Raw genomic sequence first — 15,178 nt, forward strand, 5'->3', positions numbered from 1 at the left:
CTTATCCTTCTCAGTAAAACCTTAACCTGTGATCCGGTTACTCGTCAGCGATGCTTGCCGGTGGCCAGTTTTCCAGGCGCATGCCCAGAGACAGTCCACGGGAAGCCAGCACGTCTTTAATCTCAGTAAGAGATTTTTTACCAAGGTTAGGCGTCTTAAGAAGCTCAACCTCAGTACGCTGTACCAGATCACCGATATAGTGGATAGCTTCTGCTTTGAGGCAGTTAGCAGAGCGGACAGTCAATTCCAGATCGTCAACAGGGCGCAGCAGGATCGGATCGAATTCTGGTTTCTCTTCTTTAACTTCTGGCTGACGTACATCACGTAAGTCAACAAAAGCTTCCAGTTGTTCAGCCAGAATGGTTGCCGCACGACGAATCGCCTCTTCAGGATCGATTGTGCCGTTGGTTTCCATTTCGATGACCAGCTTGTCCAGGTCGGTACGCTGTTCTACACGCGCTGCTTCAACATTGTAGGCAATACGCTCTACAGGGCTGTAGCATGCGTCGACCAGCAGACGGCCGATTGGGCGCTCATCTTCTTCCGAATGAATTCGGGTAGAAGCCGGCACATAACCACGACCGCGCTGAACTTTGATACGCATACTAATAGATGCATTCTCATCGGTCAGGTGGCAGATCACGTGCTGTGGCTTGACGATTTCGACATCCCCATCATGGGTAATGTCGGCTGCAGTCACAGGGCCAATGCCAGATTTATTCAAGGTAAGAATAACATCATCTTTACCCTGAACTCTCACCGCCAGCCCTTTCAGGTTGAGCAGGATTTCCAGGATATCTTCCTGAACGCCTTCTTTGGTGCTGTACTCATGTAGTACACCATCAATCTCAACCTCGGTCACCGCACAACCCGGCATCGATGAGAGCAGAATACGGCGCAGTGCGTTACCCAAAGTATGGCCAAAGCCACGCTCTAAAGGCTCAAGGGTCACCTTGGCGTGCGTCGAACTCACTTGCTCGATATCTACCAGGCGCGGTTTTAGAAACTCTGTCACAGAACCCTGCATTGTGTCCTCTCTTTGGTACTAAGCTTTACTTGGAGTAAAGCTCGACGATCAGGTGTTCGTTAATGTCCGCAGACAGATCAGAACGCTCCGGCTTACGCTTGAACGTACCTTCCATCTTGCCAGCATCAACTTCCAGCCAGGTTGGCTTTTCACGCTGCTCAGCCAGCTCCAGAGCGGCTTTCACGCGAGACTGCTTCTTCGCTTTCTCACGAATGCTAACAACGTCATTCGGACTAACCTGATAAGAAGCGATGTTAACAACACGACCGTTTACCATAATTGCTTTATGGCTGACCAGCTGGCGTGCTTCTGCACGAGTGGCACCGAAGCCCATACGGTATACAACGTTGTCCAGACGACCTTCCAGCAGACCCAACAGGTTTTCACCGGTGTTGCCTTTCAGACGCGCTGCTTCTTTGTAGTAGTTACGGAACTGACGCTCCAGCACACCGTAGATACGGCGAACTTTTTGCTTTTCACGCAACTGCACACCATAGTCAGACAGACGCGGTTTACGCGCACCGTGCTGGCCAGGAGCTTGTTCAATTTTACACTTGGTATCGATCGCGCGAACGCCAGACTTAAGGAATAAGTCAGTGCCCTCACGACGGCTCAGCTTGAGCTTAGGACCCAAATATCTTGCCATTTTCTTTCTCCAACAATCCTAGAAACGACAGCGTTATACGCGACGTTTTTTCGGCGGACGACAACCGTTATGAGGGATCGGAGTCACATCAGTAATATTAGTGATGCGGAAACCAGCGGCGTTCAGAGCACGAACAGTAGATTCGCGACCTGGACCCGGTCCTTTGACCATAACTTCCAGATTCTTGATACCGTATTCTTTTACGGCTTCAGCGCAACGCTCTGCTGCAACCTGAGCTGCAAACGGAGTGGATTTGCGAGAACCACGGAAACCGGAACCACCGGCTGTTGCCCAACCCAGTGCGTTACCCTGACGATCAGTAATGGTAACGATGGTGTTGTTAAAAGAAGCATGGATATGAGCCACGCCGTCAGAGACTTGTTTTCTTACACGTTTACGTGCACGAATTGGTGCCTTTGCCATTATTCAATCACCCCGATTATTTCTTGATCGGTTTGCGCGGACCCTTACGGGTACGTGCGTTGGTCTTGGTACGCTGACCGCGAACCGGGAGACCACGACGATGACGCAAACCGCGATAGCAACCAAGGTCCATAAGGCGCTTGATGCTCATGCTAACTTCACGGCGCAGATCACCTTCAACGACAAATTTGGCAACTTCGTCACGCAGCGTGTCGATTTGTTCTTCAGACAGCTCACTGATCTTAACATCTTCAGCGATACCCGCTGCAGCCAGAATGGCCTTGGAACGGGTCTTGCCGACGCCGTAGATCGAAGTTAATGCGATCACAGCATGTTTCTGATCAGGAATGTTAATGCCTGCTATACGGGCCACTATGCACTCCTACTATTTAATATGTACGCACCATGCTGAAAAGCCCGTTTTCAGGATACTCAAATGGAAACGCACAGACATACAAAAGATTGGCTGGCTAATCTAGCCAGCTCAACCCAACTTTGCAAGAAAAATATGCGAATAAATCAGCCTTGGCGCTGTTTATGCTTCGGCTCGGCACTGCAAATCACACGGATGACACCATCACGCTTAACGATTTTGCAGTTACGGCATAATTTCTTGACGGAAGCACGAACTTTCATTTTTACTCTCCGTAACTTCTCGGGCGACCGTTAACGACCGTAGCCTTTCAGGTTCGCCTTCTTCAATGCAGACTCGTACTGACTTGACATCATCAGAGTTTGCACTTGAGCCATAAAGTCCATAATCACGACTACAACGATAAGCAGTGAGGTCCCACCGAAGTAGAACGGTACTTTCATTGCATCACGCATGAACTCCGGGATCAGGCAGATAAAGGTAATGTAAAGCGCACCAACCAAAGTCAGGCGGGTCATTACTTTATCGATATACTTCGCCGTTTGCTCTCCCGGACGAATTCCTGGTACAAATGCACCGGACTTCTTCAGGTTATCTGCTGTTTCACGCGGGTTGAAAACCAACGCCGTGTAGAAGAAACAGAAGAATATGATTGCAGACGCATAGAGTAACACATAAAGCGGTTGCCCAGGCTGCAAATACAGCGAAATTGTTGTCAGCCAGTTCCAACCAGTACCGCCCCCGAACCATGACGCGATGGTAGCCGGGAACAGAATAATACTGGAAGCGAAGATTGCCGGGATTACCCCCGCCATATTCACTTTCAGCGGTAAATGTGTGCTCTGTGCAGCATAGACACGACGACCTTGCTGACGTTTCGCGTAGTTTACCACAATGCGGCGTTGACCACGCTCAACAAATACAACAAAGAACGTCACTGCAAATACTAATACTGCAACCAACAGCAACACGAGGAAGTGCAGGTCGCCTTGACGCGCTTGCTCGATAGTATGGGCAATGGCTGGCGGGAGTCCCGCGACAATACCGGCGAAGATAATGATTGAGATACCGTTCCCGATACCACGTTCAGTAATCTGTTCGCCCAACCACATCAGGAACATTGTTCCTGTAACCAGACTTACAACAGCGGTGAAATAGAATGCAAAGCCTGGATTCATCACCAGGCCCTGCATACCAGGCATATTCGGTAGACCGGTAGCAATACCGATCGACTGGAATATAGCCAGCACCAGAGTACCGTAGCGGGTGTACTGGCTGATCTTACGACGACCAGACTCCCCTTCTTTCTTAATTTCCGCTAACGTTGGGTGAACCACCGTCAGCAGCTGGATAATGATCGACGCCGAAATATACGGCATGATCCCCAGAGCAAAGATAGAAGCACGGCTGAGAGCACCACCAGAGAACATGTTAAACATTTCAATGATGGTGCCTCGCTGTTGCTCAAGCAGTTTGGCAAGTACAGCGGCATCAATACCAGGGATCGGAATGAAAGAGCCAATACGGAACACAATCAGCGCGCCGATTACAAACAGCAGTCTGCGTTTCAGCTCGCCTAAGCCACCTTTGGCACTTTGAAAATCTAATCCCGGTTGTTTAGCCATCTGCTACTTATTCCTCGATTTTACCGCCAGCAGCTTCGATAGCAGCACGAGCGCCTTTAGTAACACGCAGGCCACGAACAGTTACCGGAGTAGTTACTTCACCAGCCAGGATCACTTTCGCGAACTCGATCTGGATACCGATAATGTTAGCTGCTTTCAGCGTATTCAGGTCTACAACACCGCCTTCAACTTTAGCCAGGTCAGACAGACGAACTTCGGCTGTAATCGCTGATTTACGTGAAGTGAAGCCGAATTTCGGCAGACGACGGTACAGAGGCATCTGACCACCTTCGAAACCGCGACGTACGCCACCGCCAGAACGAGACTTCTGACCTTTGTGACCACGACCACCGGTTTTACCGAGGCCAGAACCGATACCACGACCCAGGCGTTTACCCGCCTTTTTGGAGCCTTCGGCCGGAGACAGAGTATTTAAACGCATCTCTTACTCCTCAACTTTAACCATGAAGGAAACCGCGTTGACCATACCACGAACAGCAGGAGTATCCTCGCGCTCTACGGTGTGACCAATACGACGCAGACCCAGGCCAAGCAGCGTTGCCTTATGTTTCGGCAGACGACCGATTGCACTGCGGGTTTGAGTAATTTTAATAGTCTTTGCCATGGTTTATTTCCCCAGAATTTCTTCAACGGATTTACCACGCTTGGCAGCGACCATTTCCGGAGATTTCATATTTTCCAGACCATCGATAGTTGCACGAACCACGTTAATCGGGTTGGTGGAACCATACGCTTTAGCCAGAACGTTACGAACTCCAGCGACTTCCAGAACGGCGCGCATTGCACCACCGGCGATGATACCGGTACCTTCGGAAGCCGGCTGCATGAATACACGAGAACCCGTGTGAGTACCCTTAACCGGGTGCTGCAGGGTGCCGTGGTTCAGCGCGACGTTAATCATATTGCGACGGGCTTTTTCCATCGCTTTCTGGATCGCTGCTGGAACTTCACGCGCTTTACCGTAACCAAAACCAACGCGACCGTTACCATCGCCAACTACAGTCAGAGCTGTGAAGGAGAAAATACGGCCACCTTTAACGGTTTTAGATACGCGGTTTACCGCGATCAGCTTTTCCTGCAGTTCGCCAGCTTGTTTTTCGATGTGAGCCATCTTACACCTCTACCTTAGAACTGAAGGCCAGCTTCACGGGCAGCATCTGCCAGTGCCTGGACACGACCATGATATTGGAACCCGGAACGGTCAAAGGACACATCTTTGATGCCTTTTTCCAGAGCGCGTTCGGCGACAGCTTTACCCACAGCTGCTGCAGCGTCTTTGTTACCGGTGTACTTCAGTTGTTCAGCGATAGCTTTTTCTACAGTAGAAGCAGCTACCAGAACTTCAGAACCGTTCGGTGCAATTACCTGTGCGTAAATATGACGCGGGGTACGATGTACCACCAGGCGAGTTGCGCCCAGCTCTTTGAGCTTGCGGCGTGCGCGGGTCGCACGACGGATACGAGCAGATTTCTTATCCATAGTGTTACCTTACTTCTTCTTAGCCTCTTTGGTACGCACGACTTCGTCGGCGTAACGAACACCCTTGCCTTTGTAAGGCTCAGGACGACGGTAGGCGCGCAGATCTGCTGCAACCTGACCGATCAGCTGTTTATCAGCGCCTTTCAGCACGATTTCAGTCTGAGACGGACATTCTGCAGTAATCCCTGCCGGCAGCTCATGATCAACTGGATGAGAGAAACCTAATGCCAGGTTTACTACATTCCCTTTGACCGCTGCACGATAACCTACACCAACCAGCTGCAGCTTCTTAGTGAAGCCTTCGGTAACACCGACAACCATTGAGTTCAGCAGGGCACGCGCGGTACCAGCCTGAGCCCATCCATCTGCGTAACCATCACGCGGACCGAAGGTCAGTGCATTATCTGCATGATTAACTTCAACAGCATCGTTGAGAGTACGAGTCAGCTCGCCGTTTTTACCTTTGATCGTAATAACCTGACCGTTGATTTTTACATCAACGCCGGCAGGAATAACGACCGGTGCTTTAGCAACACGAGACATTTTTTCCTCCGATTAGGCTACGTAGCAGATAATTTCGCCACCAAGACCAGCCTGGCGCGCTGCACGATCAGTCATAACACCTTTAGAGGTAGAAACAACTGCGATACCCATGCCAGCCATAACTTTTGGCAGCTCGTCTTTACGCTTATAAATGCGCAGACCTGGGCGACTGACACGCTGAATGCTTTCTACAACAGCTTTACCCTGGAAATACTTAAGAGTAAGTTCCAGTTCCGGCTTGGTGTCGCCTTCAACTTTAAAATCTTCAATAAAACCTTCTTCCTTCAGCACGTTGGCAATTGCCACTTTCAGCTTGGAGGAAGGCATGGTGACCGCAGCTTTATTCGCGGCCTGACCGTTACGGATACGGGTCAGCATATCCGCGATCGGATCTTGCATGCTCATCTGTCTTTACTCCCGTGATTCAATTGGTGACAATTACCAGCTAGCCTTTTTCAGACCCGGAATTTCACCGCGCATAGCGGCTTCACGGACCTTAATACGGCTCAACCCGAACTTCCGCAGGAAAGCGTGCGGACGACCAGTTTGACGGCAGCGGTTACGCTGACGAGACGGGCTGGAATCACGCGGCAGAGACTGCAGCTTCAGAACTGCGTTCCAACGATCTTCGTCGGTCGCGTTCACATCAGAGATGATAGCTTTCAGTTCAGCGCGTTTTGCGAAGTACTTATCAGCTAAAGCTACGCGCTTTACTTCGCGTGCTTTCATTGATTGCTTAGCCATTCAGTAACCCTACCTTACTTGCGGAACGGGAAGTCAAAGGCAGCCAGCAGAGCACGGCCTTCTTCATCAGATTTCGCAGTAGTGGTAATGGTAATATCCAAACCACGCACGCGGTCGACTTTATCGTAGTCGATTTCTGGGAAGATGATCTGCTCACGGACACCCATGCTGTAGTTACCACGACCGTCGAAAGACTTAGCGGACAAGCCACGGAAGTCACGGATACGTGGAACAGCAATAGTGATCAGGCGCTCAAAGAACTCCCACATGCGTTCGCCACGCAGAGTTACTTTACAGCCGATCGGATAGCCCTGACGGATTTTGAAGCCTGCAACAGATTTGCGTGCTTTGGTGATCAGCGGTTTTTGACCGGAGATTGCTGTCAGGTCAGCTGCTGCGTTATCCAGCAGTTTCTTGTCAGCGATCGCTTCACCAACACCCATGTTCAGGGTGATCTTCTCGACCCGAGGGACTTGCATGACAGAATTGTAGTTAAACTCAGTCATGAGTTTAGCGACTACTTCGTCTTTGTAGTAATCATGCAGTTTCGCCATCGTACTACTCCAAATTACTTGATAGTTTCGCTATTAGATTTAAAGAAACGGACTTTTTTGCCGTCTTCGAATCTAAAGCCTACACGGTCAGCCTTGCCGGTTGCCGCGTTGAAGATAGCAAGGTTAGAGATCTGAATAGCTGCTTCTTTCTCTACGATGCCGCCTGGTTGGTTCAGGGCCGGAACCGGCTTCTGATGTTTCTTAACCAGGTTGATACCTTCAACAATGACCTTGCCGGAAGACAGGACATTTTTCACTTTACCGCGTTTACCTTTATCTTTACCGGTTAACACGATAACTTCGTCATCACGACGGATCTTCGCTGCCATGATTCGCTCCTTAGAGTACTTCTGGTGCCAGAGAGATAATTTTCATGAACTTCTCGTTACGAAGTTCACGAGTTACCGGCCCAAAAATACGCGTACCGATAGGTTGCTCGCTGTTATTGTTTAAAATAACGCATGCATTACCATCGAAGCGAATGACAGAACCGTCCGGGCGACGAACACCCTTCTTGGTGCGCACCACTACCGCCTTCAGCACATCACCTTTTTTGACCTTACCACGCGGAATTGCTTCTTTGATGGTGATCTTGATGATGTCGCCTACGCCTGCGTAGCGACGGTGCGAGCCACCCAGAACCTTGATACACATTACGCGACGTGCACCGGAGTTGTCGGCGACGTTCAGCATAGTCTGTTCTTGGATCATTTTAGTGCTCCGCTAATGTCAACTACTACTGAGACCCGAAAATCAGGTCGTTAAAAAAGCCCCATATCGGGGGCGCGGCATTATAACACCGCTTAAACGATATGGGTAGAAAAAATAAACGGCTCATCGCTGAGCCGTTTATTCGTTGAGAATGCCTACTGTATTACAGAACAGCTTTCTCTACAACGCGAACCAGCGTCCAGGACTTAGTCTTGGACAGCGGACGGCATTCGCGGATTTCAACCACGTCACCAGTACCGCATTCGTTGTTCTCGTCATGTACGTGCAGTTTGGTCGTACGCTTAATGAATTTACCGTAGATCGGGTGTTTCACAAAACGTTCGATAGCAACAACAATGGATTTCTCCATTTTGTCGCTAACAACGCGACCTTGCAGAGTACGGATTTTATCGGTCATTACGCACCCGCCTTCTCAGTCAGTAAAGTCTTAACGCGTGCGACATCACGACGCACTTGCTTCAACAGGTGAGACTGTTGCAGCTGGCCACTTGCAGCCTGCATACGCAGGTTGAACTGCTCACGCAGCAGATTCAGCAGCTCGGTGTTCAGCTCTTCAACACTCTTCTCACGCAGCTCTTTTGCTTTCATTACATCACCGTCTTAGTTACAAAGGTGGTTTTAATCGGCAGTTTCGCTGCTGCCAGCTTGAATGCTTCACGGGCCAGCTCTTCCGGTACGCCGTCCATTTCATACAGGACTTTACCCGGCTGAATCAAGGCAACCCAATACTCCACGTTACCTTTACCTTTACCCATACGCACTGCCAGCGGCTTTTCAGTGATCGGTTTGTCCGGGAATACACGGATCCAGATCTTACCTTGACGCTTAACTGCACGGGTCATAGCACGACGTGCTGCTTCGATCTGACGGGCAGTCAGACGACCACGGCCAACAGCTTTCAGACCGAAGCTGCCGAAGCTAACATCCGTACCCTGCGCCAGACCGCGGTTACGGCCTTTGTGCATTTTACGGAATTTTGTACGCTTTGGTTGTAACATCAGCGACGCTCCTTATTTACGGCCTTTACGCTGCTGCTTTTTAGGTTGAGCAGCCGGTTTTTCCGGTTGTTCAACAGCAGCCATACCACCCAGGATCTCGCCTTTGAAGATCCACACTTTAACGCCGATTACACCGTAAGTGGTGTGCGCTTCAGAGGTGTTGTAGTCGATGTCAGCACGCAGAGTGTGCAGAGGTACGCGACCTTCGCGGTACCATTCGGTACGTGCGATTTCCGCGCCGCCCAGACGGCCGCTAACTTCAACTTTAATACCTTTAGCGCCCAGACGCATTGCGTTCTGTACAGCACGCTTCATAGCACGACGGAACATAACACGACGTTCCAGCTGAGAAGTGATGCTGTCAGCAACCAATTTTGCGTCCAGTTCAGGTTTACGCACTTCGGCGATATTGATCTGAGCAGGAACGCCAGCAATATCCGCTACGACTTTGCGCAGTTTTTCTACGTCTTCGCCTTTCTTACCGATAACGATACCCGGACGAGCGGTGTGAATGGTCACACGGATGCTCTTAGCCGGACGCTCGATCACGATACGAGATACAGACGCTTTCGCCAGTTCCTTAGTCAGGTACTGACGTACTTTAAAATCGCTGTCCAGGTTGTCAGCGAATTCTTTGGTGTTCGCAAACCAGGTTGAGTTCCATGGTTTTACAATACCCAGGCGAATACCATTAGGATGTACTTTCTGACCCATTGCTAGTCTCCAGAGTCTCAGCGATCGGACACAACCACAGTAATGTGGCTGGTGCGCTTCAGGATGCGATCTGCACGACCTTTTGCACGCGGCATAATGCGCTTCATGCTCGGGCCTTCGTCTACGAAAATTTTCGTAACTTTCAGATCGTCAATGTCAGCGCCATCGTTGTGTTCAGCGTTAGCAATGGCAGATTCCAGGACTTTCTTAACCAGTACAGCCGCTTTCTTATTGGTGTAGGTCAGAATATCCAGAGCCTGCGACACTTTCTTACCGCGAATCAGGTCTGCAACAAGGCGAACCTTCTGAGCAGAAGAACGAGCATGGCGATGTTGAGCTAAAGTTTCCATCTCTTCCTCCTACCTTATTTCTTCTTCGCTTTTTTATCAGCAGCGTGGCCGCGATAAGTACGAGTCGGTGCGAATTCACCCAGTTTGTGACCGACCATTTCGTCGGAAACAAATACCGGAACGTGCTGACGACCATTATGGACAGCGATGGTCAAACCGATCATGTTAGGAAAGATCGTTGAACGACGGGACCAAGTGCGCAGGGGCTTCTTGTCTCCGCTTTCCACCGCTTTCTCTACCTTCTTCAGCAAGTGCAGGTCAATAAAAGGACCTTTCTTGAGAGAACGTGGCATGGCTTATCCTCTAAAATTATTTGCTACGGCGACGTACGATGAATTTATCAGTACGCTTGTTGCTGCGGGTCTTCTTACCTTTGGTCTGAACGCCCCACGGAGTTACCGGGTGCTTACCAAAGTTACGACCTTCACCACCACCATGTGGGTGGTCGACTGGGTTCATCGCAGTACCGCGAACGGTAGGACGAACACCACGCCAGCGTGCAGCACCTGCTTTACCCAGAACGCGCAGCATATGCTCAGCATTGCCAACTTCGCCCAGAGTTGCACGGCAGTCTGCTTCGACTTTACGCATTTCACCAGAACGCAGACGCAGGGTGACATAAGCACCATCACGAGCAACGATCTGAACGTAAGTACCAGCGGAACGAGCCAGCTGACCGCCTTTACCTGGTTTCATTTCTACGTTATGAACGGTAGAACCAACCGGGATATTGCGCATCGGCAGGGTGTTACCTGCTTTGATTGCAGCATCAACGCCAGACTGAATCTGGTCGCCAGCTTTCAGGCCTTTAGGGGCCAGGATGTAACGGCGTTCACCGTCTTTGTACAGAACCAGCGCGATGTTCGCGGAACGGTTCGGATCGTACTCAAGACGTTCAACAACTGCCGGGATACCGTCTTTGTTGCGTTTGAAGTCAACGATACGATAAGCCTGCTTGTGACCACCACCGATGTGACGAGTGGTGATACGGCCATTGTTGTTACGACCACCGGATTTGCTGTTTTTTTCAACCAGCGGAGCAAAAGGTTTGCCCTTGTGCAGCTCTGGGTTGACCACTTTAACGACGTGGCGACGACCCGGAGATGTCGGTTTACATTTAACAACTGCCATTGTATTACTCCTCCGACTTACTCAGCGCCGCCGACGAAGTCCAGATTCTGGCCTTCCTTCAGGGTGACGTAAGCTTTTTTCCAGTCGCTACGACGACCGATACGCTGTCCGTGACGTTTAACTTTCCCTTTAACTACCAGGGTGTTAACGACTTCGACTTCGACTTCAAACAGTTTCTGCACAGCAGCTTTGATTTCTGCTTTGGTCGCGTCTTTAGCAACTTTGAGAACGATGGTATTAGTTTTTTCCATCGCAGTAGACGCTTTTTCAGAAACGTGCGGTGCGCGCAGCACCTTCAGCAGACGTTCTTCACGAATCATGCCAGCATCTCCTCAACTTGCTTAACAGCATCAGCAGTCATTACGACTTTGTCGAAGGCGATCAGGCTAACCGGGTCGATACCAGTTGCATCGCGTACGTCAACCTTGTGCAGGTTGCGCGCAGCCAGGAACAGGTTTTCGTCCAGCTCACCGGTGATGATCAGCACATCTTCCAGAGCCATGTCTTTCAGTTTCTGTGCCAGCAGCTTAGTTTTAGGCGCTTCTACAGAGAATGATTCGACAACGATCAGACGATCCTGACGTACCAGTTCGGACAGAATGCTTTTCAGCGCGCCGCGGTACATCTTTTTGTTAACTTTTTGACTGTGGTCCTGCGGGCGAGCAGCGAAGGTCACGCCACCAGAACGCCAGATCGGGCTCTTGATAGAACCTGAACGCGCACGGCCGGTACCTTTCTGGCGCCACGGCTTTTTGCCTGAACCAGTTACTTCAGCACGAGTCTTCTGAGCACGAGTACCCTGACGAGCACCAGCTGCATAAGCAACAACAACCTGGTGAACCAGCGCTTCGTTGAAATCACGACCGAAGGTAGTTTCGGAAACAGTCAGCGCGCTCTGCGCGTCTTTCAATACTAATTCCATTGCTATCCCCTTACGCCTTCACAGCTGGTTTAACGATCAGGTCGCAACCGGTCGCACCCGGAACACCACCTTTAACCAGCAGCAGGTTGCGCTCAGCGTCAACACGTACTACGTCCAGGCTCTGAACGGTTACACGCTCGTTGCCCAGCTGACCTGCCATTTTCTTGCCTTTGAACACTTTGCCCGGAGTCTGGTTCTGACCGATAGAACCCGGAACGCGGTGAGACAAGGAGTTACCGTGCGTAGCGTCCTGGGTACGGAAGTTCCAGCGCTTAACGGTACCAGCGAAACCTTTACCTTTAGAGGTACCGGTTACGTCAACTTTTTTAACGTCAGCAAACAGTTCAACGCTAATGCTCTGACCTACGGTGAATTCTTCACCATCCGCCAGACGGAACTCCCACAGGCCGCGGCCAGCTTCAACGCCAGCTTTAGCAAAGTGACCAGCTTCCGGCTTGGTTACACGGTTAGCTTTTTTAGCACCAGTGGTAACCTGAATAGCGCGGTAGCCGTCGTTAGCCAGGTCTTTAACCTGAGTAACGCGGTTTGCTTCAACTTCGATTACGGTTACTGGGATAGATACGCCATCTTCAGTGAAGATGCGGGTCATTCCCACTTTTTTACCGACTAAACCAATCATTGTATCAACCTCTCAATCGCTCGATGACCTGATTAACCCAGGCTGATCTGCACGTCTACACCGGCAGCCAGATCCAGACGCATCAGAGCATCAACGGTTTTCTCAGTTGGCTCAACGATGTCAACCAGACGCTTGTGAGTGCGAATCTCGTACTGATCACGCGCGTCTTTGTTAACGTGCGGAGAGATCAGAACGGTAAAGCGCTCTTTGCGGGTCGGCAGCGGGATCGGACCACGGACTTGCGCACCAGTGCGCTTAGCAGTCTCGACGATTTCCGCGGTTGATTGATCGATCAGACGATGATCAAACGCTTTCAGGCGGATACGGATTCTTTGGTTCTGCATGAGACCAGAGCTCCAATTATTTTATAGACGAAATAGTTACTCCTCAAACCCATTACGATTGATGGGAGAGTGTAACCGTTCTTACAGAGTTCCCCAATCGGGAACATTGTCAGATAGTCAAATCGACTATCAGTGGTTCAGATTGAACCAGCCGTCAATTAAGACAAGCCCGCGCATTATACGTAAATCTCAGCCTTACGCAAGTGCCGTGTAGAAATTAATCACCCGACCTGTAATGCGAGCACCATTCCAGGCAGATTGTAGAAACTTGCGCATGCATATTTTTACTGGAAGCAGGCAACCGTTATAGCTATTCGGATCTTGTATGGACGCCACATTTACTGGAGGGTTATCTCTTTAGCGATGAGAATTCGAGCATGTACATCAACCTCCTCTTCCTGTTTACCTACACGTCCTTATGCGGGCTTCTTTGGATACAGGATTTACGCACCGGTTTATTGCCAGACAAGTTTACCTGCCCTCTTCTATGGAGTGGTCTTATTTATCATCAATGCTGTAAACCGGCTGAATTATCTGATGCAGTTTGGGGGGCCGCGGTGGGATATAGCGTGTTTTCACTTCTCTATTGGAGCTACCGGCTGGTAAGACGACAGGAAGGACTAGGCTATGGTGATGTAAAATTTCTCGCAGCACTTGGTGCGTGGCATCGTTGGGAATCATTACCGCTGTTGGTCTTCACTGCTGCCTGTCTGGCCTGTTGCATCATTGGGATTAGGAGCGTTACGGATGGAAGAAAGGTACTAAAAAACCCGCTGCCTTTTGGGCCATATCTGGCGGCGGCGGGTTTTATTATTGGCTGGGTAAATCTGATGCAGGGCGATTAGTCACTGACTTTAATCTGTGATTGCAGATAATTTTGCAAGCCAAGTTTTGAAATCAAATCCAGCTCCGTTTCGAGCCAGTCAATATGCCCTTCTTCTTCAGTAAGGATTTCTATCATCATATCCCGGCTGACGTAGTCATGAACGCTATCGGCATAGGCAATGGCTTCACGCAAATCTTTCGCGCCATCAAGTTCAAGTCGAAGATCTGACTGCAGCATCTCCTCAACATCTTCACCAATCCCTAACTTACCCAGATCCTGTAAGTTTGGCAGCCCTTCTAAGAATAAAATACGCTCGATATATTTATCGGCGTGTTTCATCTCATCAATAGATTCATGATACTCAACATCATTGAGGCGAGTCAGTCCCCAGTTTTTAAACATACGGGCATGGAGAAAATACTGGTTGATTGCGACAAGCTCATTTCCCAATAGTTTATTGAGATAATTTATGATTTTAACATCACCTTTCATTTTATAGTCCCTCCGCTTCCACTCTTAGAGCGTAGATGGGGCTACAGGGATGTCAAAAAAAAGAGTGTGACTTAGGCGATCTCTTTAAATTCTGGTATTTGAGTTAATTCATCCTGCATCACTTCACGCGCAGCCCGAATACACTTACCGCATTGATTTCCAACAGGAATAAATTTACGTAATTGCTGAAAGGACTGAGGATGAAACTGGCGAACAGCCTGACGAATTTTTTTATCACTTATCGCATTACACAAACAAACGTACATGATCGCTCCCGTTCAATTTCTGTGCAAAGTGTAAATGAGAATAGTTATGATTACAATAGCACAATTATGTTTGCACGCCGGTTGGGTTAGCGAAAAATGCGAATAAATATTACAGCGAATGAATTGCAGGCAGCAAAAAGGGCGCCGAAGCGCCCTTTTTAAGCTCAAAACTAATTAATCAATAATTAGCTCATTACTTTAGCAACAACGCCCGCGCCAACGGTACGGCCGCCTTCACGGATTGCGAAACGCAGACCGTCGTCCATCGCGATCGGGTGGATCAGGGTAACAACCATTTTGATGTTGTCGCCCGGCATTACCATCTCTA

31 protein-coding genes are annotated in these 15,178 nt (G+C 49.8%); 1 reads left to right on the forward strand and 30 read right to left on the reverse strand.

Annotated features, from left to right (window positions below; translation table 11 throughout):
• Positions 1 to 37 precede the first annotated feature (37 nt).
• The 27 genes from OH663_RS24645 to rpsJ all read right to left on the reverse strand — a co-directional run bounded on the left by OH663_RS24645 (position 38) and on the right by rpsJ (position 13,266).
• Positions 38 to 1,027, reverse strand: a complete 990-nt coding sequence (locus tag OH663_RS24645) for a DNA-directed RNA polymerase subunit alpha (RefSeq protein ID WP_003031139.1) — start codon at positions 1,025 to 1,027, stop codon at positions 38 to 40.
• Positions 1,028 to 1,052: 25 nt separating this feature from the next.
• Positions 1,053 to 1,673 (reverse strand): 30S ribosomal protein S4, encoded by a 621-nt coding sequence (rpsD, locus tag OH663_RS24650; RefSeq protein WP_003031138.1) that lies wholly within the window; start codon positions 1,671 to 1,673, stop codon positions 1,053 to 1,055.
• A 33-nt stretch (positions 1,674 to 1,706) separates the two neighbouring features.
• Complete coding sequence (gene rpsK, locus OH663_RS24655; protein ID WP_003031137.1) at positions 1,707 to 2,096, reverse strand: 30S ribosomal protein S11; 390 nt, start codon at positions 2,094 to 2,096, stop codon at positions 1,707 to 1,709.
• A 16-nt stretch (positions 2,097 to 2,112) separates the two neighbouring features.
• The gene (gene rpsM, locus OH663_RS24660) at positions 2,113 to 2,469 is read right to left on the reverse strand and encodes a 30S ribosomal protein S13 (protein WP_003031135.1); all 357 of its coding nucleotides are present in this window, start codon (positions 2,467 to 2,469) and stop codon (positions 2,113 to 2,115) included.
• Positions 2,470 to 2,615: 146 nt separating this feature from the next.
• Positions 2,616 to 2,732 carry a 50S ribosomal protein L36 gene (rpmJ, locus tag OH663_RS24665; RefSeq protein WP_000868187.1) on the reverse strand — a complete coding sequence of 39 codons (117 nt, stop codon included), beginning with the start codon at positions 2,730 to 2,732 and terminating at the stop codon, positions 2,616 to 2,618.
• A gap of 30 nt (positions 2,733 to 2,762) precedes the next feature.
• Positions 2,763 to 4,094, reverse strand: a complete 1,332-nt coding sequence (gene secY, locus OH663_RS24670; protein ID WP_001118864.1) for a preprotein translocase subunit SecY — start codon at positions 4,092 to 4,094, stop codon at positions 2,763 to 2,765.
• 7 nt (positions 4,095 to 4,101) lie between these two features.
• Complete coding sequence (gene rplO / locus OH663_RS24675) at positions 4,102 to 4,536, reverse strand: 50S ribosomal protein L15 (protein ID WP_045448284.1); 435 nt, start codon at positions 4,534 to 4,536, stop codon at positions 4,102 to 4,104.
• Positions 4,537 to 4,539: 3 nt separating this feature from the next.
• Positions 4,540 to 4,719: a 50S ribosomal protein L30 gene (rpmD, locus tag OH663_RS24680; RefSeq protein ID WP_001140434.1), complete on the reverse strand. Its 180-nt coding sequence runs from the start codon at positions 4,717 to 4,719 to the stop codon at positions 4,540 to 4,542.
• Between the two features lie 3 nt (positions 4,720 to 4,722).
• On the reverse strand, positions 4,723 to 5,226 hold the full coding sequence (rpsE, locus tag OH663_RS24685) for a 30S ribosomal protein S5 (protein WP_003031131.1): 504 nt from the start codon (positions 5,224 to 5,226) through the stop codon (positions 4,723 to 4,725).
• A 14-nt stretch (positions 5,227 to 5,240) separates the two neighbouring features.
• Positions 5,241 to 5,594: a 50S ribosomal protein L18 gene (gene rplR, locus OH663_RS24690; protein ID WP_000358956.1), complete on the reverse strand. Its 354-nt coding sequence runs from the start codon at positions 5,592 to 5,594 to the stop codon at positions 5,241 to 5,243.
• 9 nt (positions 5,595 to 5,603) lie between these two features.
• Positions 5,604 to 6,137 carry a 50S ribosomal protein L6 gene (rplF, locus tag OH663_RS24695; protein ID WP_045448292.1) on the reverse strand — a complete coding sequence of 178 codons (534 nt, stop codon included), beginning with the start codon at positions 6,135 to 6,137 and terminating at the stop codon, positions 5,604 to 5,606.
• 12 nt (positions 6,138 to 6,149) lie between these two features.
• The gene (gene rpsH, locus OH663_RS24700; RefSeq protein ID WP_003031127.1) at positions 6,150 to 6,542 is read right to left on the reverse strand and encodes a 30S ribosomal protein S8; all 393 of its coding nucleotides are present in this window, start codon (positions 6,540 to 6,542) and stop codon (positions 6,150 to 6,152) included.
• Positions 6,543 to 6,575: 33 nt separating this feature from the next.
• Complete coding sequence (gene rpsN / locus OH663_RS24705) at positions 6,576 to 6,881, reverse strand: 30S ribosomal protein S14 (RefSeq protein WP_045448294.1); 306 nt, start codon at positions 6,879 to 6,881, stop codon at positions 6,576 to 6,578.
• A gap of 14 nt (positions 6,882 to 6,895) precedes the next feature.
• A complete protein-coding gene (rplE, locus tag OH663_RS24710) occupies positions 6,896 to 7,435 on the reverse strand; it encodes a 50S ribosomal protein L5 (RefSeq protein WP_003031123.1) in 540 nt (179 codons plus the stop codon).
• Positions 7,436 to 7,449: 14 nt separating this feature from the next.
• Complete coding sequence (gene rplX / locus OH663_RS24715) at positions 7,450 to 7,764, reverse strand: 50S ribosomal protein L24 (protein WP_003031122.1); 315 nt, start codon at positions 7,762 to 7,764, stop codon at positions 7,450 to 7,452.
• A 10-nt stretch (positions 7,765 to 7,774) separates the two neighbouring features.
• Entirely contained in the window at positions 7,775 to 8,146 is a 372-nt protein-coding gene (gene rplN / locus OH663_RS24720; RefSeq protein ID WP_000613954.1) for a 50S ribosomal protein L14, read from the reverse strand.
• Between the two features lie 163 nt (positions 8,147 to 8,309).
• Complete coding sequence (rpsQ, locus tag OH663_RS24725) at positions 8,310 to 8,564, reverse strand: 30S ribosomal protein S17 (protein WP_003031120.1); 255 nt, start codon at positions 8,562 to 8,564, stop codon at positions 8,310 to 8,312.
• Positions 8,564 to 8,755, reverse strand: a complete 192-nt coding sequence (rpmC, locus tag OH663_RS24730; RefSeq protein WP_000644742.1) for a 50S ribosomal protein L29 — start codon at positions 8,753 to 8,755, stop codon at positions 8,564 to 8,566. The genes rpsQ and rpmC overlap by 1 nt, the downstream gene beginning before the upstream one ends.
• Entirely contained in the window at positions 8,755 to 9,165 is a 411-nt protein-coding gene (rplP, locus tag OH663_RS24735) for a 50S ribosomal protein L16 (protein ID WP_000941212.1), read from the reverse strand. The genes rpmC and rplP overlap by 1 nt, the downstream gene beginning before the upstream one ends.
• A 12-nt stretch (positions 9,166 to 9,177) precedes the next feature.
• Positions 9,178 to 9,879, reverse strand: coding sequence for a 30S ribosomal protein S3 (gene rpsC / locus OH663_RS24740; protein WP_000529945.1), 702 nt, complete (start codon positions 9,877 to 9,879; stop codon positions 9,178 to 9,180).
• Between the two features lie 17 nt (positions 9,880 to 9,896).
• Positions 9,897 to 10,229, reverse strand: a complete 333-nt coding sequence (rplV, locus tag OH663_RS24745; protein WP_000448832.1) for a 50S ribosomal protein L22 — start codon at positions 10,227 to 10,229, stop codon at positions 9,897 to 9,899.
• Positions 10,230 to 10,243: 14 nt separating this feature from the next.
• Complete coding sequence (gene rpsS, locus OH663_RS24750) at positions 10,244 to 10,522, reverse strand: 30S ribosomal protein S19 (protein ID WP_001138115.1); 279 nt, start codon at positions 10,520 to 10,522, stop codon at positions 10,244 to 10,246.
• A 16-nt stretch (positions 10,523 to 10,538) separates the two neighbouring features.
• Positions 10,539 to 11,360: a 50S ribosomal protein L2 gene (gene rplB / locus OH663_RS24755; RefSeq protein WP_000301869.1), complete on the reverse strand. Its 822-nt coding sequence runs from the start codon at positions 11,358 to 11,360 to the stop codon at positions 10,539 to 10,541.
• Between the two features lie 17 nt (positions 11,361 to 11,377).
• Entirely contained in the window at positions 11,378 to 11,680 is a 303-nt protein-coding gene (gene rplW, locus OH663_RS24760) for a 50S ribosomal protein L23 (protein WP_000617546.1), read from the reverse strand.
• The gene (gene rplD / locus OH663_RS24765; protein WP_003031119.1) at positions 11,677 to 12,282 is read right to left on the reverse strand and encodes a 50S ribosomal protein L4; all 606 of its coding nucleotides are present in this window, start codon (positions 12,280 to 12,282) and stop codon (positions 11,677 to 11,679) included. The genes rplW and rplD overlap by 4 nt, the downstream gene beginning before the upstream one ends.
• A 10-nt stretch (positions 12,283 to 12,292) precedes the next feature.
• Positions 12,293 to 12,922 carry a 50S ribosomal protein L3 gene (gene rplC / locus OH663_RS24770; protein ID WP_045448329.1) on the reverse strand — a complete coding sequence of 210 codons (630 nt, stop codon included), beginning with the start codon at positions 12,920 to 12,922 and terminating at the stop codon, positions 12,293 to 12,295.
• Between the two features lie 32 nt (positions 12,923 to 12,954).
• A complete protein-coding gene (gene rpsJ / locus OH663_RS24775; RefSeq protein ID WP_001181005.1) occupies positions 12,955 to 13,266 on the reverse strand; it encodes a 30S ribosomal protein S10 in 312 nt (103 codons plus the stop codon).
• Between the two features lie 377 nt (positions 13,267 to 13,643).
• Between rpsJ and OH663_RS24780 the strand changes: the two genes are divergently transcribed.
• The gene (locus tag OH663_RS24780) at positions 13,644 to 14,111 is read left to right on the forward strand and encodes a prepilin peptidase (protein WP_200013328.1); all 468 of its coding nucleotides are present in this window, start codon (positions 13,644 to 13,646) and stop codon (positions 14,109 to 14,111) included.
• Here OH663_RS24780 and bfr read toward each other — a convergent pair.
• The 3 genes from bfr to OH663_RS24795 form a co-directional block, all read right to left on the reverse strand.
• A complete protein-coding gene (gene bfr, locus OH663_RS24785; protein WP_045448334.1) occupies positions 14,108 to 14,584 on the reverse strand; it encodes a bacterioferritin in 477 nt (158 codons plus the stop codon). The genes OH663_RS24780 and bfr overlap by 4 nt on opposite strands.
• 71 nt (positions 14,585 to 14,655) lie before the next feature.
• A complete protein-coding gene (gene bfd, locus OH663_RS24790; RefSeq protein ID WP_071829044.1) occupies positions 14,656 to 14,850 on the reverse strand; it encodes a bacterioferritin-associated ferredoxin in 195 nt (64 codons plus the stop codon).
• Between the two features lie 185 nt (positions 14,851 to 15,035).
• A partial coding sequence (locus OH663_RS24795) for an EF-Tu C-terminal domain-related protein (protein WP_446661267.1) occupies positions 15,036 to 15,178 on the reverse strand: 143 nt, incomplete at its 5' end.

This window comes from Citrobacter sp. Marseille-Q5395, from assembly GCF_947057495.1.
In the GTDB taxonomy this organism is placed as follows: domain Bacteria; phylum Pseudomonadota; class Gammaproteobacteria; order Enterobacterales; family Enterobacteriaceae; genus Citrobacter; species Citrobacter murliniae.

Coding starts and splice junctions, on each gene's coding strand:
- OH663_RS24645 (WP_003031139.1), bottom strand. CDS start 1,027: ATGCAGGGTTCTGTGACAGAGTTTCTAAAACCGCGCCTGGTAGATATC.
- rpsD (WP_003031138.1), bottom strand. CDS start 1,673: ATGGCAAGATATTTGGGTCCTAAGCTCAAGCTGAGCCGTCGTGAGGGC.
- rpsK (WP_003031137.1), bottom strand. CDS start 2,096: ATGGCAAAGGCACCAATTCGTGCACGTAAACGTGTAAGAAAACAAGTC.
- rpmJ (WP_000868187.1), bottom strand. CDS start 2,732: ATGAAAGTTCGTGCTTCCGTCAAGAAATTATGCCGTAACTGCAAAATC.
- secY (WP_001118864.1), bottom strand. CDS start 4,094: ATGGCTAAACAACCGGGATTAGATTTTCAAAGTGCCAAAGGTGGCTTA.
- rplO (WP_045448284.1), bottom strand. CDS start 4,536: ATGCGTTTAAATACTCTGTCTCCGGCCGAAGGCTCCAAAAAGGCGGGT.
- rpmD (WP_001140434.1), bottom strand. CDS start 4,719: ATGGCAAAGACTATTAAAATTACTCAAACCCGCAGTGCAATCGGTCGT.
- rpsE (WP_003031131.1), bottom strand. CDS start 5,226: ATGGCTCACATCGAAAAACAAGCTGGCGAACTGCAGGAAAAGCTGATC.
- rplR (WP_000358956.1), bottom strand. CDS start 5,594: ATGGATAAGAAATCTGCTCGTATCCGTCGTGCGACCCGCGCACGCCGC.
- rplF (WP_045448292.1), bottom strand. CDS start 6,137: ATGTCTCGTGTTGCTAAAGCACCGGTCGTTATTCCTGCCGGCGTTGAT.
- rpsH (WP_003031127.1), bottom strand. CDS start 6,542: ATGAGCATGCAAGATCCGATCGCGGATATGCTGACCCGTATCCGTAAC.
- rpsN (WP_045448294.1), bottom strand. CDS start 6,881: ATGGCTAAGCAATCAATGAAAGCACGCGAAGTAAAGCGCGTAGCTTTA.
- rplE (WP_003031123.1), bottom strand. CDS start 7,435: ATGGCGAAACTGCATGATTACTACAAAGACGAAGTAGTCGCTAAACTC.
- rplX (WP_003031122.1), bottom strand. CDS start 7,764: ATGGCAGCGAAGATCCGTCGTGATGACGAAGTTATCGTGTTAACCGGT.
- rplN (WP_000613954.1), bottom strand. CDS start 8,146: ATGATCCAAGAACAGACTATGCTGAACGTCGCCGACAACTCCGGTGCA.
- rpsQ (WP_003031120.1), bottom strand. CDS start 8,564: ATGACCGATAAAATCCGTACTCTGCAAGGTCGCGTTGTTAGCGACAAA.
- rpmC (WP_000644742.1), bottom strand. CDS start 8,755: ATGAAAGCAAAAGAGCTGCGTGAGAAGAGTGTTGAAGAGCTGAACACC.
- rplP (WP_000941212.1), bottom strand. CDS start 9,165: ATGTTACAACCAAAGCGTACAAAATTCCGTAAAATGCACAAAGGCCGT.
- rpsC (WP_000529945.1), bottom strand. CDS start 9,879: ATGGGTCAGAAAGTACATCCTAATGGTATTCGCCTGGGTATTGTAAAA.
- rplV (WP_000448832.1), bottom strand. CDS start 10,229: ATGGAAACTTTAGCTCAACATCGCCATGCTCGTTCTTCTGCTCAGAAG.
- rpsS (WP_001138115.1), bottom strand. CDS start 10,522: ATGCCACGTTCTCTCAAGAAAGGTCCTTTTATTGACCTGCACTTGCTG.
- rplB (WP_000301869.1), bottom strand. CDS start 11,360: ATGGCAGTTGTTAAATGTAAACCGACATCTCCGGGTCGTCGCCACGTC.
- rplW (WP_000617546.1), bottom strand. CDS start 11,680: ATGATTCGTGAAGAACGTCTGCTGAAGGTGCTGCGCGCACCGCACGTT.
- rplD (WP_003031119.1), bottom strand. CDS start 12,282: ATGGAATTAGTATTGAAAGACGCGCAGAGCGCGCTGACTGTTTCCGAA.
- rplC (WP_045448329.1), bottom strand. CDS start 12,922: ATGATTGGTTTAGTCGGTAAAAAAGTGGGAATGACCCGCATCTTCACT.
- rpsJ (WP_001181005.1), bottom strand. CDS start 13,266: ATGCAGAACCAAAGAATCCGTATCCGCCTGAAAGCGTTTGATCATCGT.
- OH663_RS24780 (WP_200013328.1), top strand. CDS start 13,644: ATGTACATCAACCTCCTCTTCCTGTTTACCTACACGTCCTTATGCGGG.
- bfr (WP_045448334.1), bottom strand. CDS start 14,584: ATGAAAGGTGATGTTAAAATCATAAATTATCTCAATAAACTATTGGGA.
- bfd (WP_071829044.1), bottom strand. CDS start 14,850: ATGTACGTTTGTTTGTGTAATGCGATAAGTGATAAAAAAATTCGTCAG.